At 65.7% G+C, this 23,294-nt stretch carries 16 protein-coding genes and 1 pseudogene; 11 read left to right on the plus strand and 6 right to left on the minus strand.

Features of this window, described 5'->3' with window-relative positions:
- Positions 1-93: 93 nt before the first annotated feature.
- From ACOAPY_RS19485 to ACOAPY_RS19500, 4 genes are all read right to left on the minus strand, one after another.
- Positions 94-1,119: a hypothetical protein gene (locus ACOAPY_RS19485; RefSeq protein ID WP_465154407.1), complete on the minus strand. Its 1,026-nt coding sequence runs from the start codon at positions 1,117-1,119 to the stop codon at positions 94-96.
- A gap of 152 nt (positions 1,120-1,271) precedes the next feature.
- Entirely contained in the window at positions 1,272-3,026 is a 1,755-nt protein-coding gene (gene cptA / locus ACOAPY_RS19490) for a phosphoethanolamine transferase CptA (protein WP_465154408.1), read from the minus strand.
- Between the two features lie 79 nt (positions 3,027-3,105).
- A complete protein-coding gene (locus tag ACOAPY_RS19495; protein ID WP_465154409.1) occupies positions 3,106-5,166 on the minus strand; it encodes a methyl-accepting chemotaxis protein in 2,061 nt (686 codons plus the stop codon).
- A gap of 178 nt (positions 5,167-5,344) precedes the next feature.
- On the minus strand, positions 5,345-6,769 hold the full coding sequence (locus ACOAPY_RS19500) for an aminotransferase-like domain-containing protein (protein ID WP_465154410.1): 1,425 nt from the start codon (positions 6,767-6,769) through the stop codon (positions 5,345-5,347).
- A gap of 97 nt (positions 6,770-6,866) precedes the next feature.
- On the opposite strand from ACOAPY_RS19500, the gene ACOAPY_RS19505 reads away from it, so the two are divergent.
- The 6 genes and pseudogenes from ACOAPY_RS19505 (at position 6,867) to ACOAPY_RS19530 (ending at position 14,005) form a co-directional block, all read left to right on the plus strand.
- Positions 6,867-7,805 carry a DMT family transporter gene (locus ACOAPY_RS19505; RefSeq protein ID WP_465156877.1) on the plus strand — a complete coding sequence of 313 codons (939 nt, stop codon included), beginning with the start codon at positions 6,867-6,869 and terminating at the stop codon, positions 7,803-7,805.
- 4 nt (positions 7,806-7,809) lie between these two features.
- A pseudogene (moeB, locus tag ACOAPY_RS19510) lies at positions 7,810-9,700 on the plus strand (molybdopterin-synthase adenylyltransferase MoeB).
- A gap of 9 nt (positions 9,701-9,709) precedes the next feature.
- Positions 9,710-10,624 (plus strand): PLP-dependent cysteine synthase family protein, encoded by a 915-nt coding sequence (locus ACOAPY_RS19515; protein WP_465154411.1) that lies wholly within the window; start codon positions 9,710-9,712, stop codon positions 10,622-10,624.
- 18 nt (positions 10,625-10,642) lie between these two features.
- Positions 10,643-11,623, plus strand: a complete 981-nt coding sequence (locus tag ACOAPY_RS19520; protein WP_465154412.1) for a serine O-acetyltransferase — start codon at positions 10,643-10,645, stop codon at positions 11,621-11,623.
- A gap of 3 nt (positions 11,624-11,626) precedes the next feature.
- Positions 11,627-12,355, plus strand: a complete 729-nt coding sequence (locus tag ACOAPY_RS19525; RefSeq protein ID WP_465154413.1) for an alanyl-tRNA editing protein — start codon at positions 11,627-11,629, stop codon at positions 12,353-12,355.
- Between the two features lie 168 nt (positions 12,356-12,523).
- The gene (locus ACOAPY_RS19530) at positions 12,524-14,005 is read left to right on the plus strand and encodes a M4 family metallopeptidase (protein ID WP_465154414.1); all 1,482 of its coding nucleotides are present in this window, start codon (positions 12,524-12,526) and stop codon (positions 14,003-14,005) included.
- A 67-nt stretch (positions 14,006-14,072) separates the two neighbouring features.
- On the opposite strand, the gene typA is transcribed toward ACOAPY_RS19530, so the two are convergent.
- Positions 14,073-15,890: a translational GTPase TypA gene (typA, locus tag ACOAPY_RS19535; protein ID WP_076427501.1), complete on the minus strand. Its 1,818-nt coding sequence runs from the start codon at positions 15,888-15,890 to the stop codon at positions 14,073-14,075.
- 133 nt (positions 15,891-16,023) lie between these two features.
- On the minus strand, positions 16,024-17,481 hold the full coding sequence (thiI, locus tag ACOAPY_RS19540; protein WP_465154415.1) for a tRNA uracil 4-sulfurtransferase ThiI: 1,458 nt from the start codon (positions 17,479-17,481) through the stop codon (positions 16,024-16,026).
- A 329-nt stretch (positions 17,482-17,810) separates the two neighbouring features.
- Between thiI and glnA the strand changes: the two genes are divergently transcribed.
- From glnA to ntrC, 5 genes are all read left to right on the plus strand, one after another.
- Positions 17,811-19,217: a glutamate--ammonia ligase gene (gene glnA, locus ACOAPY_RS19545; protein ID WP_076427497.1), complete on the plus strand. Its 1,407-nt coding sequence runs from the start codon at positions 17,811-17,813 to the stop codon at positions 19,215-19,217.
- Positions 19,218-19,382: 165 nt separating this feature from the next.
- The gene (locus tag ACOAPY_RS19550; RefSeq protein ID WP_465154416.1) at positions 19,383-19,919 is read left to right on the plus strand and encodes a DUF4124 domain-containing protein; all 537 of its coding nucleotides are present in this window, start codon (positions 19,383-19,385) and stop codon (positions 19,917-19,919) included.
- Between the two features lie 19 nt (positions 19,920-19,938).
- On the plus strand, positions 19,939-20,562 hold the full coding sequence (locus tag ACOAPY_RS19555; RefSeq protein WP_465154417.1) for a DUF4124 domain-containing protein: 624 nt from the start codon (positions 19,939-19,941) through the stop codon (positions 20,560-20,562).
- A 197-nt stretch (positions 20,563-20,759) separates the two neighbouring features.
- Positions 20,760-21,842, plus strand: coding sequence for a nitrogen regulation protein NR(II) (gene glnL / locus ACOAPY_RS19560; protein WP_076581083.1), 1,083 nt, complete (start codon positions 20,760-20,762; stop codon positions 21,840-21,842).
- Complete coding sequence (gene ntrC, locus ACOAPY_RS19565; protein ID WP_465154418.1) at positions 21,839-23,272, plus strand: nitrogen regulation protein NR(I); 1,434 nt, start codon at positions 21,839-21,841, stop codon at positions 23,270-23,272. The genes glnL and ntrC overlap by 4 nt, the downstream gene beginning before the upstream one ends.
- The last annotated feature ends 22 nt before the right edge of the window (positions 23,273-23,294 follow it).

Raw genomic sequence — 23,294 nt, forward strand, 5'->3', positions numbered from 1 at the left:
AGGGGCGGGTGAGGGTGGCAGGGGCCGCGAGTGGCTTGCAGATACCCTCACCCCGGCCCTCTCCCGCCGGGAGAGGGGGCGATGGCTGCAGGGCTACTCGTCCAGCACCGGCACCAGCAGCAGGGCGTGCACCCGGCCGAGGACATTGCGCCCCATGGCCACGATCACGCCCTGGTCGTTGATGCCGAGACCGGCCTCGATGGTCCAGCCGCCGGGGTCGGGAATCAGGCTGTTGAGGTCCTGCATGCCCTCCTCCAGGCTCCAGACGAAGCCCACCGCGCCAGTGGCCGTGTCCGCCTGGCCGACCACGCGCACCTGCGCATTGACGCCCTTGGCATAGCTGTTGGCGCCGCCGAGGGTGCCGAGGTCCTGCAGGCCGCCCGCGCTGGTCCAGAGAAACGCATGCTCGGCCCCCGCCGCGCTGGCGTAGCCGACCACCGCACCGCTGGCGCCGATGGCCTTGCCGTAGCTGTTGCCGCCGTCCAGGGTACCGAGGTCCTGCAGGCCGAGTTCCGGGTCCCAGCGGAAGGCATGCGCGGCATTGCCGACATGGCTGAAGCCGGCCACCTGGCCGGACTCATTGATCCCGGTGGCGTAACTGTTGCTGCTGGCGCTGCCGAGCACGCCAAGGTTCTGCATGCCCGCAGCCGCGCTCCAGCGATAGGCGCGGTATTTGCCACTGGCGATCTGGCTGTAGCCGGCCACCTGCCCGGCATCGTTGATCTCGCGCGCGTAGCTGTTGCCACCACCGAGGGTGCCGAGCAGCTGGAAGCCCCCGCCCGTGCTCCACAGGAAGGCGCGATCGACGCCACCCTGCGGGCCATAGCCGACCACCTGGCGGCTGGCATTGATGCCATAGGCATAGCTGGTGCTGCCGCCCAGGGTGCCGAGGTCCTGCATGCCGCCCTCGGGGGTCCATAGGAAGGCGTGGGCACCGAGGCCGGCATAGCTGTAGCCGACCACATCGGCATTCTCGCTGAGCCCATGCGGCACGCTGTAGGAGGTGGCGATCAGGCTGCCGAGATCGCTGAGTACATAGAACTGCGCCTGGGCTGGCAGCGCCAGGCAGGCGAGCAGGCCACCGGCGACGCAGCCGGCGCGAAGGGAAAGTTGCGACATGTCACCCATACCCCGATGGCTGAAGGGATCGGCAGGAACGAGGCGACTGCGGGACGCGAAGAGGGATGTAGCGAGGGGCGCCACGTGAACGTGGTCTGCACCTGAATGTGAACCGCCCGCCCGACGCCGTCAAGCGCCGGCGGGCGGCCGTCTTACAGAGGCTGGGCGGGGGTGCTTGCAGCCGCCTGCTGAGCCACTTCGCTGTCCACCGGCTTGGGCCGGATCAGGCTGAAGTCGATCAGGTTCTGCGGCTGCTGCGGATCGCCGATCAGCAGCGGGCGGGCCTTGAACTCGTTGCTCACCAGGCTGCGGCTGCGGTCATGCTCGGCGAAGTCGAGGCCGGCCAGGTCGGCCCAGGTATGCACCAGGCTGGAGCTGCTGAAAGGGCGCGCCAGGGCCTGGGCGAAGTCACGGGGCTGCTGCGCCTGCCACTTCGGCGAATTCCACAGGAGGAAGGGAATGGTGTACATCGGGTCGGTCGGCGCCGCCTCGTTGCGCCCCAGTACCTCGGCCTTGGGCGCGTCGAACACGGCCTCGCCATGGTCGGCGAGGTAGAGCAGGAAGCCGTTCGGATCGGTGGCGGCGAACTGCTTGATCAGGCTGGAGACGACGAAGTCGTTGTACAGCACCGCGTTGTCGTAGGCGTTGTAGGTCGGCAGCTGGTCTTCGCTGACATGCGCCGGCGCGCCGCTGTGGTCGGTGAAGCGCTCGTATTCCGGCGGGTAACGGTACTGGTAGCTCATGTGGGTGCCGAGCAGGTGCACCACGATGAACTTGCGCGGCGCGTCCTCGGCCAGCACCTTGGCGAACGGGTCGAGCACATCGCCATCGTACTGGCGGGCATTCTGCTCGCGGTTGTTGTTCAGGTAGAACTGCTCGTCCGCCTGCTTGGAGAAGGTGGTGAGCATGGTGTTGCGCTTGGTGATGGTCTGCTGGTTGGTGATCCAGTAGGTCTTGTAGCCGGCCTGTTTCATCACGCTGACCAGCGACGGGGTATTCAGGTAGGCCTCCGGGTTCTCCTGATCGGCAAAGGTCAGCACCTGCTGCAGCGCCTCGATGGTGTAGGGCCGCGGGGTGACTGCACCGGTAAACACCTGCAGCTGATCGCGCAACTTGTCCAGCTCCGGCGTGGTCTCGCGGCCGTAGCCATACAGGCTCATGCGCTGACGGTTGGTGGACTCGCCGATGACCAGCACCAGGGTGGCCGGCTGGCCGGCGTGGGCGTCACGCAGGTCGGTCAGCGGCGCGATGCGCTGACGGCCTTCCAGCAGCGCCTGCATGTTGGCCAGCTGGGCACGGTACTGGCGATAGCCCACCACCAACTGCCAGGGCGTGGCCGGCTCGATACGCTCCTCGAAGTTTTCCAGCGCCACCTGCACGTCCTCGTGCTTGCTGAACTGGCGGATCGCCGGGTAACCGAGCGAGGCGAACAGGAAGAAGGCCGCGGCCAGCGCCGCCGCCGGGCGAGGCAGGTACACCGGACGTACCCGGCGCCAGAGCAACCAGGCGCCCAGGCCGTAGGCGAAGAAGGCCGGCAGCATCCACCAGGCGAAATACTGCGCCAGGTACTCGCTGCCCTCGCTGACATTGGACTCGAAGAGAATGAAGATCACGCTCTGCGAGAACTCCTGGCCGTAGATCAGGAAGTAGCCGAAGCCGGCCAGCGAGCACAGCCACAGCGGCACGCCGATCAGCGCGGCGAGCATCCGCGCCCGCGCCGGGAACAGCAGCAGCGGCACCAGCCACAGCAGGCTCAGCAGCAGCGACTGGCGCAGGCCGGAGAAGCCCGCGCTGCCCGTAGCGTAGATCAACGCCTGGGTAACGCCGGAGAAATACCAGAAGAACAGCAGGGTCCAACCCAGGCCGCGCCAGTCGACAGCGGCGCGGGCACGTTGTGCATCAGTCATCACAGCCCCAAGCGCTGGCGGGGAATCCGCCTTATCTCCCAGACTCTGCCAGGGGACCTGTGAAAACTTCGTCAACGCCTCACTGCAGATGGAAATGCGCGGTGTTCTGCGCCAGGCTGCGGCTGCCCTCGCCCAGCCGGTCGGCGACGCCATGCACCGCCTGCGCGCCCTGCAGCAGGCTGGCGGCGGCCTGGTCGACCTGCTGGATATTGCCGCTGACCTCCTCGGCGGTGGCCGCCTGCTGCTCCACCGCGGCCGCGATCTGGGTGAGCATGTCGCTGACGCGCTGCACGGCGCCGGCGATTTCGCCGAGATGATCGCCCAGTTCGGTGACCGCACCGGCATCGCCCTCGGCCTGGCTGCAGGCCGTCTGCATCAGCTCCACCGACTGCAGCACCACGCGCTGCAGAGCCTCGACCGTGGCACTGATCTCGCGGGTCGACTCCTGGGTGCGCTGCGACAGCGAGCGCACCTCGTCGGCCACCACGGCAAAGCCGCGTCCGGCCTCGCCGGCCCGCGCCGCCTCGATGGCGGCATTCAGCGCCAGCAGGTTGGTCTGCTCGGCAATGCCCTTGATCACGTCCACCACGCGGTCAATCTGCTGCGCCTGCTGGCGCAGCTCGGCCAGCGCCGCCGCAGTGTCGCCCAGGCGTGCGGTGAGCTGGCGCATGCTGGCGGTGGTCTGCTGGCTACGCCGGTTGCTCTGCTCGGCAATCGCCAGGGTCTGGCCGGCATCCTGCGCGGCCAGCTCGCAGTTCTGCGCCACGCTCTGCGCGGTGGCCGCCATCTCTGTGGCGGCGGCGGCGATCTGGCTGACCTGCTGCTGTTGCTGCTCCACCGCGCCAAGGGCACGGCGCGCCTCGTCGCTGAGCACCAGCACGGTATCGCCCAGCTCGGCGCTCTCGCGGTTGACGCCCTGCAGCGAGTCGCGCAACTGCGCCACCGCATCGTTGAGGGCGGCGCCGATCAGCGCCAGCTCGTCCTTGCCGTGGACCGTGACGTGGCGGCGCAGGTCGCCATCGCGCAGTGACTGTGCCAGCGAGGTAATGCGCCAGCTGCTGCCGCGGATCGACGCCTGCAGGCAGACCAGGGCGTAAAGCGCCAGCGCGACCAGCAGGCCAAAGGCCCCCAGGGTGAAAACCAGGGCCCGGAGCGCCTGGCTGCGGTATTGCCCGAGGCGGGTGTCCAGGGCGTGCAGGGTGGCCTGCTGCAGCGCCTCGACATGCCCCAGCGCGCCGTCCATGCCGCGCTCGAAATCGGCGGCCTTGAGGGTAATCCCGGCGTCGCCATACATCTGCTGGTCCAGTTGCTTGAGCCAGGCATCCAGGCCGGCCAGGCTCTGCTGATAGGCCTGCCCCCAACTCGCCAGCGAGGCTGGCAACTCGCCCTGCAGGCGTTCGCCGAGCTTGCCCAGCTGCAGCCGCGACTCGCCGGCGGCGGCGCGGATCTCGCGCAACTGCAGGCGACTCTGCAGGCTGAACTGACCGGCGACCACCGCGCCCTGGCCAACGCTGGCGAGCACGCCGAGACGCTGTTGCAAGCGCGGTGAGTCCTGCGTGGCCAGCTGCATGAGCAGGTAGGTCTCCAGCCAGGGGTCGAGAATCAGGCCGCTGTCGGTGGCGATCTGCTCACGCAGCGCGGCGAGGCGCTGCTGGGCCCGCGTGAAGCGGTCATAGGCATCCGGCCACCAGCCGACGCTGCCCAGCGCCTGCGCCCTCAAGCCGTCGCGTTCACCTTGCAGGGCCTGCAGATCGGCCAGCACCTGCTCGCTGGCGCCCTCAGCGGCCAGCACCTGTTGCAGGGCCTGCAACGCGTCATCCAGCTCGCCATCGGCCTGCTGCAGACGACTGAAGGCGGCCTGCGTCTCGTCACTGGCCTGGCGATTGCGTTCGGTGGCCTTCCAGCGCGCCGTGAGGTTGCGCTGGCCCAGCAGCTGGCGCTCGACCCGGTCCAGCGCCTGCAGCTGCACGACGCCGGAGCGCTCGTCATCGACCACCTTGAGTTTGCCCAGGTAGTTGTCGCCGATCGACCAGGCGGCGTAGCCAAGCGGCAGAAGAAACAGCAGCGCCAGCAGCTGGAACTTACGCGCAAAGCTGAAGCGCTCCAGAGCGTTCACACCGGGTAGCAACAAGGCATTCATCGTCGAACTCCTGAATCGGACGAAACCGCGAAGCGCCTGGTACAGCAAATGCCGCGCCAGGCGCCCGCCCCTCCGAGGCTATGCGCGGGATATCGGACACCTCGTCGGTTTCATGAGCTAAACGATAGAAGCATTGCGCCATCCAGGTGCAAAAAGACGCCGTACGGGCCGACCGGGATCACTCGGCGAACGGATCGCTGCCCTGGCGCAGGCTGTTGCTCAGCGCCTGGAAGCCCTGCAGCAGCAGCGCGTCGTCGTGCGAAGCATTGCTGACACTGGCGCGGACGAATTGCGGCACTGCCGCGCGCCCGACGGCGAAGGCCTCCGCCGTGGCGACCAGGTAGTTCTTCAGCTTCAGCTCGGCCTCGACGTCCGAGGCCCGCCAGGGCTCGGGTACCTCGATCCAGAAGTGCGGGCACTGCGGATGGGTGCGGTAGCTCAGGCCCTGCAGCAGGCCCTCGACCAGCTGCTTGCGCCGGCCGATCTCGATGATCTGCTGGCCCAGCAGCTTCTCCGCGATGCCGCTTTCGATCCAGCCACTGGCCAGCTCCATCGCCAGCGGCGTGGCCATCCAGCAGCTGCCGCGCAGGGCGGCAGCGATGCGGCTGATCAGCGGCACTGGCGCATGCAGGTAGCCCACCCGCAACCCGGCGGCCACCGCCTTGCTCAGGCTGCCGATCAGCACGCTGCGCTCGGGAGCGTAGAAACTCAGCGGCGGCGGACGGTCCTCGACCAGCACCGCATGCGCCTCGTCCTCGATGATCAACAGGTTGTGCTCGCGACACACGGCGACCAGCGCTTCGCGCCGCGCCACGGACAGCACGCCGGTGGTCGGGTTCTGCAGGGTCGGCGTGCAGTACAGGGCGGAAATGCGGTGTTGCCGGCACAGCTCGTCGAGCGCCGCCGGGATCAGCCCTTCCTCATCCATCGCCGCACCGAGCAGCTTGATGCCGAGCATGCGCGCGGCGCTGATCAGCCCAGGGTAGGTGAGCTGCTCGGTGATCAGGGTATCGCCAGCGCGCAGCAGGGCCATCAGGGTGCAGAGCAGGCCGTGCTGGCCGCCGTTGACGCACAGCACCTGCTCGGCCTGGGGGCGGAAATCGCCATGGGCCAGCCAGCGCGCACCGGCCTGGCGATAGCGCGGCAGGCCGGCGTCCGGCGTGTACAGGGTCATCTCGGCCAGCGTCTGCGGGTTGCGCGCCAGCTCCAGCAGGCTCTGCGCCAGCAGGCTGGTCTCGGCACCAGGGATGTGCATGTTGCGACTCATGTCGAACTGCTCGGGCCGTTCCTCGACGAAGTTGCTGAAGCCGATGTCGCGCTTGCGCTCGAGGTCGCGCTGGCGCACGAAGGTGCCGTCGCCGACCCGCGCCACCACCAGCCCCATGCGCTCCAGCTCGGCATAGGCCCGGCTGACCGTACCGATGGTCACCCCCAGGCGATCGGCCAGGCTGCGGTGCGGCGGCAGCTTGGCACCGCCCTCGATGCTGCCATCGAGGATGCGCCGCTCCATGGCCTCGGCGAGACGTTTGTACTTGGCGCCATGCCCCGAGCTTAACGCGTCGCGCAGCATTGACACCGTGTCAATAATTGGTTTGACAGCCATTTTTCGTCCAAATAGCCTCATTGACCAGTATCAATGCCAATTGATCTCTGGATTTAAGGGGTCAATTTTGTGATCACGAAGGATTGTCATCATGCCAATGTCCGCAGCAATTGCAAACACCGGAAAAGTCAGGGGGCAGTGGCTGGCCGCCCTGATCACCAGCCTGCTGTTCCTCACCGTGTGCCTGAGCTGGGGCACCACCTGGCTGGGCATCAAGATTGCCGTGGAGACCGTACCGCCGCTGACCGCCTCCGGCCTGCGCTTTCTCATCGCCTTCCCGCTGTTCCTCAGCTTCGCGCTGATCCGCGGTGACTCGATCCTCTTCCCGCGCAGCCACCTGGGCTTTTTCGTCTTCGTCACCCTGGGCTACTTCAGCCTGCCCTACTACCTGCTCAACTACGGCGAGACCCATGTCTCCTCCGGCCTCACCGCCCTGCTGTTCAGCTGCATGCCGGTGTTCATCCTGATCTTTTCCGCGCTGTTCCTGCGCGAGCGCATCTACCTGTCGCAGGTGGCAGGCATCGGTATCGGTTTTGCCAGCCTGTACATGATCCTGCGCAGCCAGGGCCTGAGCCTGGCGCACGATGAATTCGCCGGCGTATTGGCCATCCTCGCCGCCGCGGTGATGCACGCGCTGTGCTACGTGGTGACCAAGAAACAGGGTGCCGAGATCAGCGTGATCACCTACAACACCCTGCCCATTGGCCTGGCCGGCATGATGCTGTGCCTGGTCGGCCTGGGCGTGGAGCAGCCGGACTTCGCCGCGATCAGCACGCGCTCCTGGATGGCGCTGACCTACCTCGGCCTGTGCGCTTCGGTCGGCGGCTTCATCGTCTATTTCTTCCTGCTCAAGCGCCTGAGCCCGGTGATCCTGTCCTTCGTCTTCATCATTTTCCCGGTATTCGCCGTGATCATCGGTTCCTGGTACGAAGGCCAGCCGATCTCCCGTGACCTGGCGCTGTACTCCGCGCTGCTGCTGGCCGGATTCGCCATCACCAAGGTGCCGGTGGAAAAGCTCCTGGCCAAGCAGGTCTGACGCGATGAACCACCAGGACGCCCTTGACCCGCAGGCGCTACAGGCCATCTACCGCCATGCCGCCGCCACCTACCCCGAGGAATGCTGCGGCTTCGTCTTCGCCGACGCCCGCGTGCACCTCGGCGAGAACATCCAGAACCAGCTCAACCGCCTCGATCCCGAGGTGTACCGGCGCAGCGCCGCCAACGGCTACACCTTCGCGGTGGCCGACACCCTGCTGCTCAACCGCAGCCTGCGCAGCGACAACCCGGTCCGGGTGATCTACCACTCGCATCCCGATGTCGGCGCCTACTTCAGCCGCGAAGACGCGGACAAGGCGCTGTTCATGGGCCAGCCGATCCATCCGGTGGCCTACCTGGTGGTGGACGTGCGCGCCGGCGAGGCGCAGGGCGCCAAGCTGTTCGAGTGGAACGGAGAAGAATTCGTCTGCAGCCGGGAGTTCCCCGGCTCCCCCGATAGCCATTGATAAAGGAGGTTTGGCTATGAGTGTGGTGATTGTTCCGGAAGTGCTGGGTCGTGTCGCCAGATTGCCCGCCACCCGACTGGAGGGGGCCGGCGCGACGGTTCGCGAACTGGTCGAAGACATCTGCACGCGCCATACGGAGCTGCGCGAGCACCTGTTCTACGGCAACGACCAGTTCAAGGAGCACTTCCTGCTCACCGCCGGCGGCGAGCTGCTGGAAGCCGACAGCCCGCTGCCGGCCGATGCCGAGTTGGAGATCCTGCTGGCCACCTCCGGTGGACTGGACTGCGATGAGCTGAGCAACGACGAGGTACGCCGCTACGTACGCCACATCACCTTGCCCGACGTCGGCCGCCAGGGCCAGCTGCGCCTGAAGCAGGCGCGCGTACTGATCATCGGTACCGGCGGCCTGGGCTCGCCGGTCAGCCTGTACCTGGCCGCCGCCGGCATCGGTACCCTCGGCCTGGTGGACTTCGACCGGGTCGAGAGCAGCAACCTGCAACGCCAGGTGGTACACGGCAGCGGCACCCTGGGCATGCCCAAGGTCGAGTCGGCGCGGCGCCGCCTGCTCGACCTCAACCCCGCTATCCGCATCGACGCCCACGACTGCGCGCTGACGGCGGACAACGCCCTGCAGCTGGTCAGCGACTATGACCTGGTGATCGACGGCACCGACAACTTCACCACCCGCTACCTGCTCAACGATGCCTGCGTGCTGCTCGGGCGCCCACTGGTGTATGGCGCCCTGCATCGCTTCGACGGCCAGATGAGCCTGTTCAACTACCGCGAGGGCCCCTGCTACCGCTGCCTCTACCCGCAGAGCCCGCCCGCCGAACTGGCGCCCAACTGCAACGCCGGCGGGGTGATCGGCGTGTTGCCGGGGGTGGTCGGACTGATCCAGGCCACCGAGGCGATCAAGCTGATCCTCGGCATCGGCGAGCCCCTGGTCGGGCGTCTGATGCGCTTCGATGCGCTGGCCATGACCTTCAGCGAGGTGCGCTTCAAGCGCCGCCCCGACTGCCCCAGCTGCTCACCGACACGCCGCGACCGCAGCCTGCAGAGCGAGGCTCCGGTGCAGTGTGCCAGCGCCGTGCGCGACACGGCGCTGCCGGCGGAGCTGCTGGTCAGCCCGCAGCGGCTGCAGCTGAGCCTGAGCCGCTGCGAGGACCTGCAGTTGCTCGACGTGCGCGAAGCCAACGAACTGGAAGTGTGCGGCCTGGCGCAGGCACGCAATATCCCGCTGGGCGAGCTGGACCAGCACCTCCACGAACTCGACCCTGAGCGACCGCTGTGCCTGATCTGCTACGGCGGCCCGCGCGCCGAACGCGCCGCCCAGCGACTGCTGGAGGCCGGCTTTTCGCGCCTGCAGGTGCTGCAGGGCGGGCTCAAGGCCTGGGCGCGCGACATCGACCCCGACATGCCGCTGTACTGAGGTCGCGCGATGATCCATGAATCCTTGCTGCAGGCCATCGGCGAGACGCCGGTGGTCCGCCTGGCCGCCTTCAGCGCGGAAACCGGGCTGGAGGTCTACGCCAAGCTGGAATCGCTCAACCCGGGCGGCAGCCACAAGGCGCGCATTGCCCTGGCCATGGTGCGCGACGCCGAGGCCCGCGGCATCCTGAGCCCTGGCAGCGGCCAGACCATCATCGAACCGAGTGGCGGCAACACCGGCATCGGCCTGGCCATCGCCGGCAACATCCTCGGCTACCGCGTGGTCCTAGTGATACCCGACAACTACAGCCCGGAGAAGCAGAAGCTGCTGCGCCTGTACGGCGCCGAGGTGGTGCTGTCCGACAGCCGCCGCGGCAACAACTCGCACGGCGAGCTGGCCATGGCGCTGCAGCTGGAAAACCCCGGCTACGTCATGCTCAACCAGCAGCGCAACCCGGCCAACCCGGAAATCCATCGGCGCACCACCGCACAGGAGATTCTGCGCGACTTCGCCACGCTACCACCGGACTGCCTGGTGGCCGGCATCGGCACCGGCGGCCACGTCACCGGCCTGGGCGAAACACTCAAGGCGGCCTGGCCGCAGCTGCGGGTGTTCGGCGTGGAGCCGGAGCAGTGCGACCTGCTCGCCGACCGCCACGCGCCGCACGAGATCCAGGGTCTGTCCATCGGCCTGGTACCGGCCATCCTCAACCTCGGCGTGCTCGACGGCATGCTCAAGGTTTCCAAGCAGGACTGCCTGGCGCGGGTACGCCAGACCATGCGCAGCGACGCGGTCAGCCTCGGGCTGTCATCGGCGGCCAACCTGGCAGCCATCGCCAAGCTGGCCACTGAACTGCCGCGCGGAACCCGGGTGCTGACGCTGATCTACGACGGCGTCGACAGCTACCTGGCCCACTTCGACTGACCCGTGAAGGACGATGGGATGCGCACCTACCTCGACAGACTGAAGCTCTACGATGTGCTGCTCGACCACCTGGTGCATGCGCTGCAGCCAGCGCAGATGGAGCTGCTGCTGCCACACCTGGACGGCCTCATGGACACCGCCGTGCGCCAGGTGAGCGAGGACGTGCAGGCCTATGCCGAGCGCGACCCGGCCTCCGGCGGGCGCAGCGAGCTGATCCTCGACACCTACGCCTCGTTCAAGGCGGTGCTCTACCACCGCCTGGCACACCAGGTCTGGCGGCTCGGCGAGCTGCCCGACCGCGAGATCATCGCCCACCGCCTGGCCAATACCGGCAAGCTGCAGTCCGGGGTGGAGATTCACCCGGCGGCTCGCATCGGCCGGCGTTTCGTGCTGGATCACGGCTTCGGCACCGTGATCGGCGAAACCTGCGAAATCGGCGACGACTGCTACCTGCTCAGCGGCGTGACCCTGGGCGCCTGCGGTATCGCCGACAACCCCGGCGGCAAGCGCCACCCCAGGCTGGGCCATGGCGTGGAGGTCGGCGCCGGCGCGCGCATACTCGGCGCGGTGGACATCGGCGACCAAGTGTTCATCAGCCCGGCCTGCGTGATCACCCGCGACGTGCCTGCCAACACCCGTGTCAGCATCGCCAACCAGCTGCAGCTGCAGCGCAGCGGGCAGGCCGGCGGCCGCGGCTTCCTCGGCGCCTTCGCCCTGGGCGAGCGCCTGCACCTGGTCGGTGAACTGCCGGACGCCGAGGACATCAGCGTGCTCGATGCCGACCATCACCCACTCGCCTGCCTGCGCCTGGAATGCACGGTGCGCGAGCGCCACCACCGCCAGTACCGCCTGCGCAATCTCGGCGCCGTGGTGCCACCGCCCTGCTACCCGTTGCACCTGCGCGTCGATGGCCAGGACATCACCCTGCTCGACCCGCCCGGCCTGAGCAGCCTGGTGAGCACGGTACTCAAACCCCACCTGCTGAGCCTAGGAGGCTGACCCATGTCGGCGTTGACCCTGCAGACCCGCGCCCTGTTCGACGAGGCGCCCTATCAGCACTGCTTCACCGCCCGCGTGCTGGCCGTCAGCGAGCAGGGCGTAGCGCTCGACCAGACGCTGTTCTACCCCACCGGTGGTGGCCAGCCCGGCGACCAGGGGCACTTGCTGCTGCCGGACGGCTCGGCCGTGGCGGTGCTCGGCACCCAGCGTGATCCGCTGCTGCGCGCGCTCATCTGGCATCAACTGGAGCCCGGCGCAGCCATCGCCCTACAGGCGGGCATGGAGGTGCAGGGCTGCCTGGACTGGGAACTGCGCCATCGCCACATGCGCATGCATACCTGCCTGCACCTGCTGTGCGCCCTTGTCGACGCCCCGGTGACCGGCTGCAGCATCGCCGCCGACAAGGGCCGCCTGGACTTCGACCTGCCCGAGTCGACCCTCGACAAGGAACAGATCACCGCACAGCTCAACGAGCTGATCGGCGCCGCCCTGGAGGTGCGCGCACAGGAGCTGCCGGCCGGCGAATACAACCGCCTGCTGCAACTGTGCCGCACGCGCATCCCGCCGCCCGCCAACCACGGCATGGTCCGGGTGATCGAAATCCCCGGCGTCGACCTGCAACCCTGCGGCGGCACCCATGTGCGCAACACCGCCGAGATCGGCGCGGTGGTCTGCGACAAGATCGAGAAGAAGAGCCGGCACAACCGACGGGTCACCCTGCGCTTCGTCTGAGCCTTCCACCACAGCGGCGCCCCTGGCGCCATGCCTGACTGCCTTCCCTTTTCATCGCCTCTGGCAGGGCTACCCGCCCAGCAACGGCGATGAGCACTCCGCGCCGCCCACAAGGCGGCCGGAACCTAAGCCCCCGGAGCACCCCTCCGCCCCATCCAGGAGAAGACCATGCCTAGGAAACTGATCCCGCAGTCGCTGTTACTGGCCAGCCTGGCCGCCCCTGCCACCACCTTCGCCGCCGAGCTGGTGGATGTTGCCAGCCTGCCGCAGCCCCGCGCCGGCGTCGCCGCTGGCGATATCCACAGCACCCTCGGCCTGGCCCCGGAAGAACTCGATGCCGACAGCAGCGCACGCCTGCCCAACGGCACCCGCGTGACCCGCTATCAGCAGTTCTACAAGGGCATACGCGTGTGGGGCGAGGCCATCACCGAAGCCAGCGGCCCGCGCCCCCAGCGCAGCGGGCGCATGCTGGTCGGCATCGAGCAGGACCTGACCCGTGGCGCCACCCCGACGCTGACGCGCGAGCAGGCCCTGCAGCAGGCCAGGGGGCTGGTTGCCAGCGCACTGCCGCCGCGCAACGAGCAGAGCGAACTGGTGGTACGCCAGGGCGAGCAGGGCCAGGCCCAGCTGGCCTATGTGGTGTCCTTCTTCCTCGGCGGCGCCAAACCGTCACGCCCGCACTTCATGATCGAGGCCAACAGCGGCGAGCTGCTGCTGCGCTGGGAGGGCCTGGCCCACGCCGAGGCCAGCGGCCCGGGCGGCAACAGCAAGACCGGCCAATACCTCTATGGCACCCAGTACGGCCCGCTGATCGTCAGCCGTGACTGCCAGATGAACAGCGGTGACGTGATCACCGTCAACCTCAACCAGCGCTACGACAACAGTAGCGTCACGCCTTTCCGCTTCGCCTGCCCGTACAACGACTACAAGGCCATCAATGGCGCTTTCGCCCCGCTCAACGATGCGCACTACTTCGGCAATCTGGTGTTCCAGATGTACGGCAGCTGGTTTGGCGGCCTGCGCCCGCTCAACGAACGCAAGCTGTACATGAAGGTGCACTACGGCAACGGCTACGAAAATGCCTTCTGGGATGGTCAGGCGATGACCTTCGGCGACGGCCGCAGCCGTTTCTACCCGCTGGTGTCGCTGGACGTGTCGGCCCACGAGGTCAGCCACGGCTTTACCGAGCTGAACTCGGGCCTGGTCTACGAAGGCCAGTCCGGCGGTATCAACGAGGCCTTCTCGGACATGGCCGGCGAAGCCGCCGAATACTTCATGAAAGGCAGCAACGACTGGAAGGTCGGTGCCGACATCTTCAAGGGCAGCGGCGCGCTGCGCTACATGGACCAGCCCAGCCGCGACGGCGCCTCCATCGAACATGCCGCGCAGTACCATGACGGCATCGACGTGCACCACTCCAGCGGCGTGTACAACCGCGCCTTCTACCTGCTCAGCCGCACCCCCGACTGGAACACGCGCAAGGCCTTCGAGGTGTTCGTCGACGCCAACCGCTTCTACTGGACCGAGACCAGCAGCTTCGCGCAGGGCGCCTGCGGCGTGATCCGCTCGGCGCAGAACCGCAGCTACGGCAGCGCCGAGGTGGTTGCCGCCTTCGCCGCGGTCGGCGTCAGCTGCCCGACCCTGCTGTAAACGCAGCGGCAAGAAAAAGCCCCCGGCGGATCGCTCCGCCGGGGGCTTTTCATTGACTGCGCGAGGATCAGACCTTGCTGCGCTCGTAGCGCTTGCGGTCGTTCTCGTTGAGCATTTTCTTGCGCAGACGGATCGACTTCGGCGTCACTTCCACCAGCTCGTCTTCGTCGATGAACTCCAACGCCTGTTCCAGGGTGAATTTCAGCGCCGGGGTCAGCTGGATGGTCTCGTCCTTGCCGGAAGCGCGCATGTTGTCGAGCTTCTTGGCCTTGGTCGGGTTGATCACCAGGTCGTTGTCGCGGCTGTGGATGCCGGCCAGCTGGCCTTCGTAGACTTCGTCACCCGGGCTCAGGAACAGCTTGCCGCGGTCCTGCAGGGTTTCCAGGGAGTAGGTCAGCGCGGTGCCGGTGGCCATGGAGACCAGCACGCCATTCTGGCGGTGGGCGACTTCACCAGCCTTGACCGGACCGTAGTGGTCGAAGGTCGAGGTCAGGATACCGGTACCCGAGGTCATGGTCAGGAAGGCGTTACGGAAGCCGATCAGGCCACGCGCCGGGATCACGTATTCCAGACGGATACGGCCCTTGCCGTCGGGGATCATGTTGGTCATGTCGCCCTTGCGCATGCCCATCTGCTCCATCACCGGACCCTGGTGCTGTTCCTCGATGTCGATGGTGACGTTCTCGTACGGCTCCTGCTTGACGCCATCCTTCTCGATGATCACCACTTCCGGGCGGCCCACGGCCAGCTCGAAGCCTTCACGGCGCATGGTTTCGATCAGTACCGAGAGGTGCAGCTCGCCACGACCGGAGACCTTGAACTTCTCGGCGGAATCACCGGCTTCGACGCGCAGAGCCACGTTGTGCAGCAGTTCCTTGTCCAGACGGTCCTTGATGTTGCGGCTGGTGACGAACTTGCCTTCTTTACCGGCGAACGGCGAGTCGTTGACCTGGAAGGTCATGCTCACGGTCGGCTGGTCGACGGTCAGCGGCGGACGCGCTTCTACGTGCTGCGGGTCGCACAGAGTGTCGGAGATGAACAGCTCGTCCATACCCGAGACGCAGACGATGTCGCCGGCTTCGGCCTCGGCCACTTCCACGCGCTGCAGGCCGGAGTGGCCCATGATCTTCAGCACGCGACCGTTGCGCTTGGTGCCGTCATCGCTGATCGCCACCACCGGGGTGTTGGTCTTGATGCGGCCACGGGCAATACGGCCGATGCCGATCACGCCGAGGAAGCTGTTGTAGTCCAGCTGGGAAATCTGCATCTGGAACGGGCCGTCGACGTCAACGTCCGGAACCGGCACGTGATCGATGATGGCCTGGAACAGTGCGTCCATGTTGTCGTCCATCTTCTCGTGGTCCATGCCGGCGATGCCGTTCAGGGCCGAGGCGTAGACGATCGGGAAGTCCAGCTGCTCGTCGGTGGCGCCGAGGTTGTCGAACAGGTCGAAGATCTGGTCGATAACCCAGTCCGGACGCGCGCCCGGACGGTCGATCTTGTTCACCACCACGATCGGACGCAGGCCGGCCTTGAACGCCTTCTGGGTCACGAAACGGGTCTGCGGCATCGGGCCGTCCTGGGCGTCGACCACCAGCAGCACGGAGTCGACCATCGACATCACGCGCTCAACCTCACCGCCGAAGTCGGCGTGGCCGGGGGTGTCGACGATGTTGATGTTGTAGCCGTTCCACTTGATGGCGGTGTTCTTCGCCAGGATGGTAATGCCGCGCTCTTTTTCCTGGTCGTTGGAGTCCATCACGCGCTCGGATTCCGCTTCTTTGCGGTCGAGGGTGCCGGAGAGCTTCAGCAGCTTGTCTACCAGGGTGGTCTTGCCATGGTCGACGTGGGCGATGATGGCGATATTGCGCAGTTTTTCGATCACGATGTCGTCTCGATTGATGATTCTGAAAGCTGTGACCTGGCAGTGTGCCTGGCCGTTGTGAATTCGGGATTACGCGCCGCGAAGCTGGTCGGGAGGGCGGTGGCGGATACTGCCACCGAGCAGGCCGGCCCTTTTAATGCGGGCGATAGACGCGAACATTGGCATGCCCCTCGCTAAGCAGATGGTGGGCATGCAGGCGGCTCATGACGCCCCTGTCGCAATACAGCAGGTACTGGCGGGTCTCATCCAGTTCCTTGAAACGGTTGTTCAGCGCATAGAACGGCAGGGCCTGCACCTCGACGCCGTCGAGCTGCAGCGGCTCGTCTTCGGCGGCATCCGGATGACGGATATCGAGCACGATCTGCCCGGCCAGCGCCTCGGCGACGATCTCGACCTGCAGGTCCTTGCCCAGCTCATCGATCACCTTGTCCACCGTCACCCGCGTCGCACGCTCCAGGGCGCGCTCGAGGATGGCCATGTCGAACTGGCTCTCCTCGTGCTCGATGCGCATGGGCTTGGCCTTGGTGGTCGGGTTGACCGAGATCACCCCGCAGTATTCGGGCATGTTCTTGGCGTATTCGGCGGTGCCGATGCGCACGGCGGTATCGATGATGTCCTGCTTGTGCGAGGCGATCAGCGGGCGCAGTACCAGGGTGTCGGTGACCGCGTCGATCACCGAGAGGTTCGGCAGCGTCTGGCTGGACACCTGGCTGATCGCCTCGCCGGTGACCAGCGCGTCGATGTGCAGGTCCTCGGCGATGCGGCTGGCGGCCCGCAGCATCATGCGCTTGAGCACCACGCCCATCTGGCTGTTGTCGACCTTGCCAAGAATTTCGCCCACGACTTCTTCAAAAGGCACGCTGATAAAGAGTACGCGGTGCGAGCTGCCGAACTTCTGCCACAGGTGGTGCGCCACTTCCATCACGCCCAGTTCGTGGGCACGGCCGCCGAGGTTGAAGAAGCAGAAGTGGGTGAGCAGACCGCGGCGCATCATCTGGTAGGCGGCGACCGTGGAATCGAAGCCGCCGCTCATCAGCACCAGCGTCTGCTCGATCGAACCCAGCGGGTAGCCACCGAGGCCCTCGTGCTGGGCATGGACGATCAGTAGGCGGTCATAACGCACCTCGAAGCGCGCCTCGACCTCGGGCTTCTTCAGGTCGATGCCGGCGGCACCGCACTCGCGACGCAGGCGGCTGCCGACATGGGTCGCCAGGTCCACCGAGGAGAAATCATGGGTGTTGCCAGCGCGCTTGCAGCGCACGGCGAAGACCTTGCCGGCGATTTGCGCACCAAAGTGCGCACGGCACTTCTCGAAGGTGTCGTCGAAATCGACGTAGGGATACTCGTGCACTTCGAGGAAGTGGGCGACGCCCGGCGTACAACGCAGGCGCTCAAACATCTCCGCCTGCACCTTCGGCTCGGTCACCCCACTGATCAGATCAAGGTTGTCCCACTCGCCCTGCACCTCCAACTCGGGATCCAGGTCGCGCAGCACCGTGCGGATGTTCTTCGCCAGCTGGCGGATGAACTGCTTGCGCACCGGCCGGCTCTTGATGGTGATTTCCGCGAAGGGTTTGACGATCAGTTTCATGAAATAGCGGGGGCCGGGCAGGATGCCAAAAAACAGGGGCGCGGATTATAGCGGAAATTGTTCAAGCTTTGATCAAAAACAATAAGCACCCGCAAAAAGCACCAAAAAAGTGCACCTTACGATTAAGTAGCACCGATTCGGTGCGCAAAAATGTTCAAAAAATGGCCACAGCCCGCACAAGCCCTGAGTTTCAGGCCTCCAGCCCATTCCGGGGCACTGGCATGCAATTTGCTCCCTTGTGAGGCAGCCTGGTCTGGCGGACTATCGCGCCCGGCTTAGCACCAATTCCGGAGGCAGGCTCAGCCGGCCCCATCCACCTGGAGGACAGCATGTCGAAGTCGATTCAACTGATTAAAGAACACGACGTGAAGTGGGTAGACCTGCGCTTCACTGACACCAAGGGCAAGCAGCACCACGTGACCATGCCGGCCCGTGACGCCCTGGACGAAGATTTCTTCGAGCACGGCAAGATGTTCGACGGTTCCTCCATCCACGGCTGGAAGGGCATCGAAGCCTCCGACATGATCCTGCTGCCGGTCGACGAAACCGCCGTGCTGGACCCGTTCACCGAAGAGCCGACCCTGATCCTGGTCTGCGACATCATCGAGCCAAGCACCATGCAAGGCTACGATCGTGACCCGCGCTCCATCGCCAAGCGCGCCGAGGCCTTCCTGAAGACCACCGGTATCGGTGACACCGTCTTCGTCGGCCCGGAGCCGGAGTTCTTCATCTTCGACGAAGTGAAGTTCAAGTCCGACATCTCCGGTTCCATGTTCAAGATCTTCTCCGAGCAGGGTTCCTGGAACACCGACGCCGACATCGAAGGCGGCAACAAGGGCCACCGCCCGGCCGTCAAAGGTGGTTACTTCCCGGTTCCGCCGTGCGACCACGACCACGAAATCCGTACCGCCATGTGCAACGCCATGGAAGAAATGGGCCTGGTCGTCGAAGTTCACCACCACGAAGTGGCGACTGCCGGTCAGAACGAAATCGGCGTGAAGTTCAACACCCTGGTCAACAAGGCTGACGAAGTTCAGACCCTGAAGTACTGCGTGCACAATGTGGCCGATGCCTACGGCAAGACCGCTACCTTCATGCCGAAGCCGCTGTACGGCGACAACGGTTCGGGCATGCACGTGCACATGTCGATCTCCAAAGACGGCAAGAACACCTTCGCTGGCGAAGGCTATGCCGGTCTGTCCGAGACCGCCCTGTACTTCATCGGCGGCATCATCAAGCACGGTAAGGCCCTGAACGGCTTCACCAACCCGTCGACCAACTCCTACAAGCGTCTGGTCCCGGGCTTCGAAGCTCCGGTGATGCTGGCCTACTCGGCCCGTAACCGTTCCGCCTCGATCCGTATCCCGTACGTTTCCAGCCCGAAAGCCCGCCGCATCGAAGCGCGCTTCCCTGACCCGGCTGCCAACCCGTACCTGGCCTTCGCCGCTCTGCTGATGGCCGGTATCGACGGCATCCAGAACAAGATCCACCCGGGCGATGCTGCCGACAAGAACCTGTACGACCTGCCGCCGGAAGAAGCTGCCAACATTCCGCAGGTTTGCGGCAGCCTGAAGGAAGCTCTGGAAGAGTTGGACAAGGGCCGTGCGTTCCTGACCAAGGGCGGCGTGTTCTCCGACGACTTCATCGATGCCTACATCGAGCTGAAATCCGAAGAAGAAATCAAGGTGCGCACCTTCGTGCACCCGCTGGAATACGACCTGTACTACAGCGTCTGATCCAGTCCCGACCGCTCATGCGGCCGGCTTGAAAGAGGCCTCCTTCGGGAGGCCTTTTTTTGTCTGCGGATTTTCTTGCGCCAGGCCACGCCGAGCGCCCCTTGTACTTGCCAGGCAGGCGCAGCGGTGCAACCCTTGCTCGCAGAATCATTCAGGAGCCCGACGATGCGCCTGCTCACCGCCTGCCTGCTCTGCGTCCTCGCCCTGCCGGCCACCGCGCAGATCTACAAATACACCGATGCCAACGGCAACACGGTCTTCACCAACCAGCCCCCGGAAGGCCAGGCCAGCGAGTCCGTGGAGCTGAAGCCGACCAATACCGTGGAGGCTCAGCAGCCGCTGGAAATCAAGCAACCAGAAGCGCCGCCTCAGAACCTGCCCCCTTATAGTGAGCTGACCCTGACCGACATTCCGAGCGACGAGGCGCTGCGTGCCAACAACGGCACCTTTAGTGTCGGGGTAAAGATCAAACCCCGCCTACAGCCCGGCCATGCATTCCGCCTGCTGCTGGACGGCCAACCTTACGGCCAACCCAGCAACGTACCGCGGCTGCAGCTGACCAACATAGACCGAGGCGAACACAGCCTCGCCGTCGAAGTCATCAACGGAGAGCGCCAGATACAGCAGAGCCCCACGGTGGTTTTCACTGTGCAGCGCATCAGCGTGAATAGCCCCGCCCGTGTAAATCCCGCGCCCCGATAGAGCTCGCACTGGACTTATCATGCGTCATGTATCTGCAGCCTTGCTGGCTGGACTGTTTACCCTAGGTGCCCAGGCCGGCGTTTACACCTACATCGATAGCGAAGGGAACAGGGTCTTTACCGACCAACCGCAGTCGGAGCACGCCGAGCGCATTGAGCTAGCACCATCCAACGGCATGCCGGCAGGCAAAATTCAACCCCCTGAAGCTGTACCAGAGGCAATCCCCCGCGAGCTCGGCTATCAGGTATTGCGCATCCTGATTCCCGAGCCGGATGCCACCATTCGTGACATGGCCGGTAGTTTGATCATTACCGCCACCAGTGAGCCCGGCCTACATCCTGGCCACGGCTTTCGCTTGATCATGGACGGCAAACCAGTGGGCACTCCGGGTGCAAGCCCGGTTTTTTCCCTGGAAAATATCGACCGAGGCACTCATCAGATATCAGTTGAAATAGTTGACCCTCAGGGGCGCATCGTCGAACGCACGCCTGCCCAGCCCTTCCACATGAAGCGCATTTCCTTGGCAGAGAAACGCCGCGCCAATCCTTGCAAGAAGAAGGACTGGGGGGTGCGCCCGGAATGTCCAATCGAGGACAAGCCAAAAGATCCGCCCAAGGACATTCCGCTGGTCCCCTTCATCTGAAAGTCCGGAACAATGCACCACTTTGATGCATTGAGCTGCACCGATTTCTATACTCTCCCTGTTTTGGTTCACTCGATCCGTCGCCGGCTGCGCCGAAACGCAGCCTGAAGAGCGGCGCCGGGCAAAGATGCGCGTCTTTTCGGGGCCTTGGTTTGCTTTTTGCATTTTCCAGCCCATCGCCAGGACCCAGACCTGCCATGATCAACGACGCGCTGCACCGCCTACTGCTGGATAACCTGACCACCGCAACCATCCTGCTCAACGCCGAGCTGCGCCTGGAATACATGAATCCGGCCGCCGAGATGCTCCTGGCGGTCAGCGGCCAGCGCAGCCACGGCCAGTTCATCAGTGAACTGTTCACCGAGTCGCCCGAGGCGCTCAGCTCGCTGCGCCAGGCCGTGGAACACGCCCACCCTTTTACCAAGCGCGAGGCGATGCTCACCTCGCTTTCTGGCCAGACCATCACCGTCGACTATGCGGTGACGCCAATCCTCAACCGCGGCCAGACCCTGCTGCTGCTGGAAGTGCACCCGCGCGACCGCCTGCTGCGCATCACCAAGGAGGAAGCGCAGCTGTCCAAGCAGGAGACCACCAAGCTGCTGGTGCGTGGCCTGGCCCACGAGATCAAGAACCCGCTCGGCGGCATTCGCGGCGCGGCGCAGCTGCTGGCCCGGGAGCTGCCGGACGACGGCCTGCGCGACTACACCAACGTGATCATCGAGGAAGCGGATCGCCTGCGTAACCTGGTCGACCGCATGCTCGGCTCGAACAAGCTGCCGAGCCTCTCCATGACCAACATCCACGAGGTACTGGAGCGCGTCGCCAGCCTGATCGAGGCCGAAGCCCAGGGCAGCATCACCCTGGTGCGCGACTACGACCCGAGCATCCCCGACCTGCTGATCGACCGCGAGCAGCTGATCCAGGCCGTGCTCAATATAGTGCGCAACGCCCTGCAGGCGCTGTCGAGCCAAAGCGACCTGCGCCTGGGCCGTATCAGCCTGCGCACCCGCACCCTGCGCCAGTTCACCATCGGCCACACCCGCCACCGCCTGGTGGTGAAGATGGAGATCATCGATAACGGCCCGGGCATTCCGCCAGAGCTGCAGGAAACCATCTTCTACCCCATGGTCAGCGGCCGTCCGGACGGCACCGGCCTGGGCCTGGCCATCACCCAGAACATCATCAGCCAGCATCAGGGCCTGATCGAATGCGAGAGCCACCCCGGCCACACCGTCTTTTCGATCTTCCTGCCCCTGGACCAAGGAGCCACACCGTCATGAGCCGCAGTGAAACCGTCTGGATCGTCGATGACGACCGCTCCATCCGCTGGGTGCTGGAGAAGGCCCTGCAGCAGGAGGGCATGACCACCCAGAGTTTCGACAGCGCCGACGGCGTGCTGACCCGCCTGACCCGCCAGCAGCCGGATGTGATCATCTCCGACATCCGCATGCCCGGCGCCAGCGGCCTCGACCTGCTGGCCCGGATTCGCGACCTCTATCCGCGCCTGCCGGTGATCATCATGACCGCGCACTCCGACCTGGACAGCGCGGTCGCGTCCTACCAGGGCGGCGCCTTCGAGTACCTGCCCAAGCCGTTCGACGTCGACGAGGCCGTCTCGCTGGTCAAGCGTGCCAACCAGCACGCCCAGGAGCAGCAGGGCCTGGAGGCGCCGGCGGCACTGGGGCGTACGCCGGAGATCATCGGCGAGGCGCCGGCGATGCAGGAGGTGTTCCGCGCCATCGGCCGCCTCTCCCACTCCAACATCACCGTGCTGATCAACGGCGAATCCGGTACCGGCAAGGAACTGGTCGCCCATGCCCTGCACCGCCACAGCCCGCGTGCGGCCGAACCTTTTATCGCGCTGAACATGGCGGCGATTCCCAAGGACCTGATGGAGTCCGAACTGTTCGGCCATGAGAAAGGCGCCTTCACCGGCGCGGCCAACCAGCGGCGCGGACGTTTCGAGCAGGCTGACGGCGGCACGCTGTTCCTCGACGAAATCGGCGACATGCCTGCCGATACGCAAACCCGCTTGCTGCGCGTGCTGGCCGATGGCGAGTTCTACCGCGTCGGTGGCCACACCCCGGTCAAGGTCGATGTACGCATCATCGCCGCCACCCACCAGAACCTCGAATCGCTGGTGCAGGCCGGCAAGTTTCGCGAGGACCTGTTCCACCGCCTCAACGTGATCCGCATCCACATCCCGCGCCTGGCCGACCGCCGCGAGGACATCCCGACCCTGGCCCGCCACTTCCTGGCCCGCGCCGCCCAGGAACTGGCAGTGGAACCCAAGCTGCTGAAGAGCGAGACCGAGGATTACCTCAAGCATCTGCCCTGGCCGGGTAACGTGCGCCAGCTGGAGAACACCTGCCGCTGGATCACCGTCATGGCCTCCGGTCGCGAGGTGCATATCGATGATCTGCCGCCGGAGCTGTTGAGCCAGCCGCAGGAGAATGCCCCGGCCGCCAATTGGGAGCAGGGCCTGCGCCAGTGGGCCGACCAGGCCCTGGCGCGCGGCCAGTCGAGCCTGCTGGACAGCGCCGTGCCGGCCTTCGAGCGGATCATGATCGAGACCGCACTCAAGCACACCGCCGGCCGCCGCCGCGATGCCGCCGTACTGCTGGGCTGGGGCCGCAACACCCTGACCCGCAAGATCAAGGAACTGGGCATGAAGGTCGACGGCGGCGACGATGACGACGGCGACGACTGATCACCAGCCAGGTTGACGAAGA

The sequence above is a fragment of the Pseudomonas stagnisoli genome, assembly GCF_048595745.1.
GTDB classification, from domain to species: Bacteria; Pseudomonadota; Gammaproteobacteria; order Pseudomonadales; family Pseudomonadaceae; genus Aquipseudomonas; species Aquipseudomonas alcaligenes_A.

Coding starts and splice junctions, on each gene's coding strand:
- ACOAPY_RS19485 (WP_465154407.1), bottom strand. CDS start 1,119: ATGTCGCAACTTTCCCTTCGCGCCGGCTGCGTCGCCGGTGGCCTGCTC.
- cptA (WP_465154408.1), bottom strand. CDS start 3,026: ATGACTGATGCACAACGTGCCCGCGCCGCTGTCGACTGGCGCGGCCTG.
- ACOAPY_RS19495 (WP_465154409.1), bottom strand. CDS start 5,166: ATGAATGCCTTGTTGCTACCCGGTGTGAACGCTCTGGAGCGCTTCAGC.
- ACOAPY_RS19500 (WP_465154410.1), bottom strand. CDS start 6,769: ATGGCTGTCAAACCAATTATTGACACGGTGTCAATGCTGCGCGACGCG.
- ACOAPY_RS19505 (WP_465156877.1), top strand. CDS start 6,867: ATGTCCGCAGCAATTGCAAACACCGGAAAAGTCAGGGGGCAGTGGCTG.
- ACOAPY_RS19515 (WP_465154411.1), top strand. CDS start 9,710: ATGATCCATGAATCCTTGCTGCAGGCCATCGGCGAGACGCCGGTGGTC.
- ACOAPY_RS19520 (WP_465154412.1), top strand. CDS start 10,643: ATGCGCACCTACCTCGACAGACTGAAGCTCTACGATGTGCTGCTCGAC.
- ACOAPY_RS19525 (WP_465154413.1), top strand. CDS start 11,627: ATGTCGGCGTTGACCCTGCAGACCCGCGCCCTGTTCGACGAGGCGCCC.
- ACOAPY_RS19530 (WP_465154414.1), top strand. CDS start 12,524: ATGCCTAGGAAACTGATCCCGCAGTCGCTGTTACTGGCCAGCCTGGCC.
- thiI (WP_465154415.1), bottom strand. CDS start 17,481: ATGAAACTGATCGTCAAACCCTTCGCGGAAATCACCATCAAGAGCCGG.
- glnA (WP_076427497.1), top strand. CDS start 17,811: ATGTCGAAGTCGATTCAACTGATTAAAGAACACGACGTGAAGTGGGTA.
- ACOAPY_RS19550 (WP_465154416.1), top strand. CDS start 19,383: ATGCGCCTGCTCACCGCCTGCCTGCTCTGCGTCCTCGCCCTGCCGGCC.
- ACOAPY_RS19555 (WP_465154417.1), top strand. CDS start 19,939: ATGCGTCATGTATCTGCAGCCTTGCTGGCTGGACTGTTTACCCTAGGT.
- glnL (WP_076581083.1), top strand. CDS start 20,760: ATGATCAACGACGCGCTGCACCGCCTACTGCTGGATAACCTGACCACC.
- ntrC (WP_465154418.1), top strand. CDS start 21,839: ATGAGCCGCAGTGAAACCGTCTGGATCGTCGATGACGACCGCTCCATC.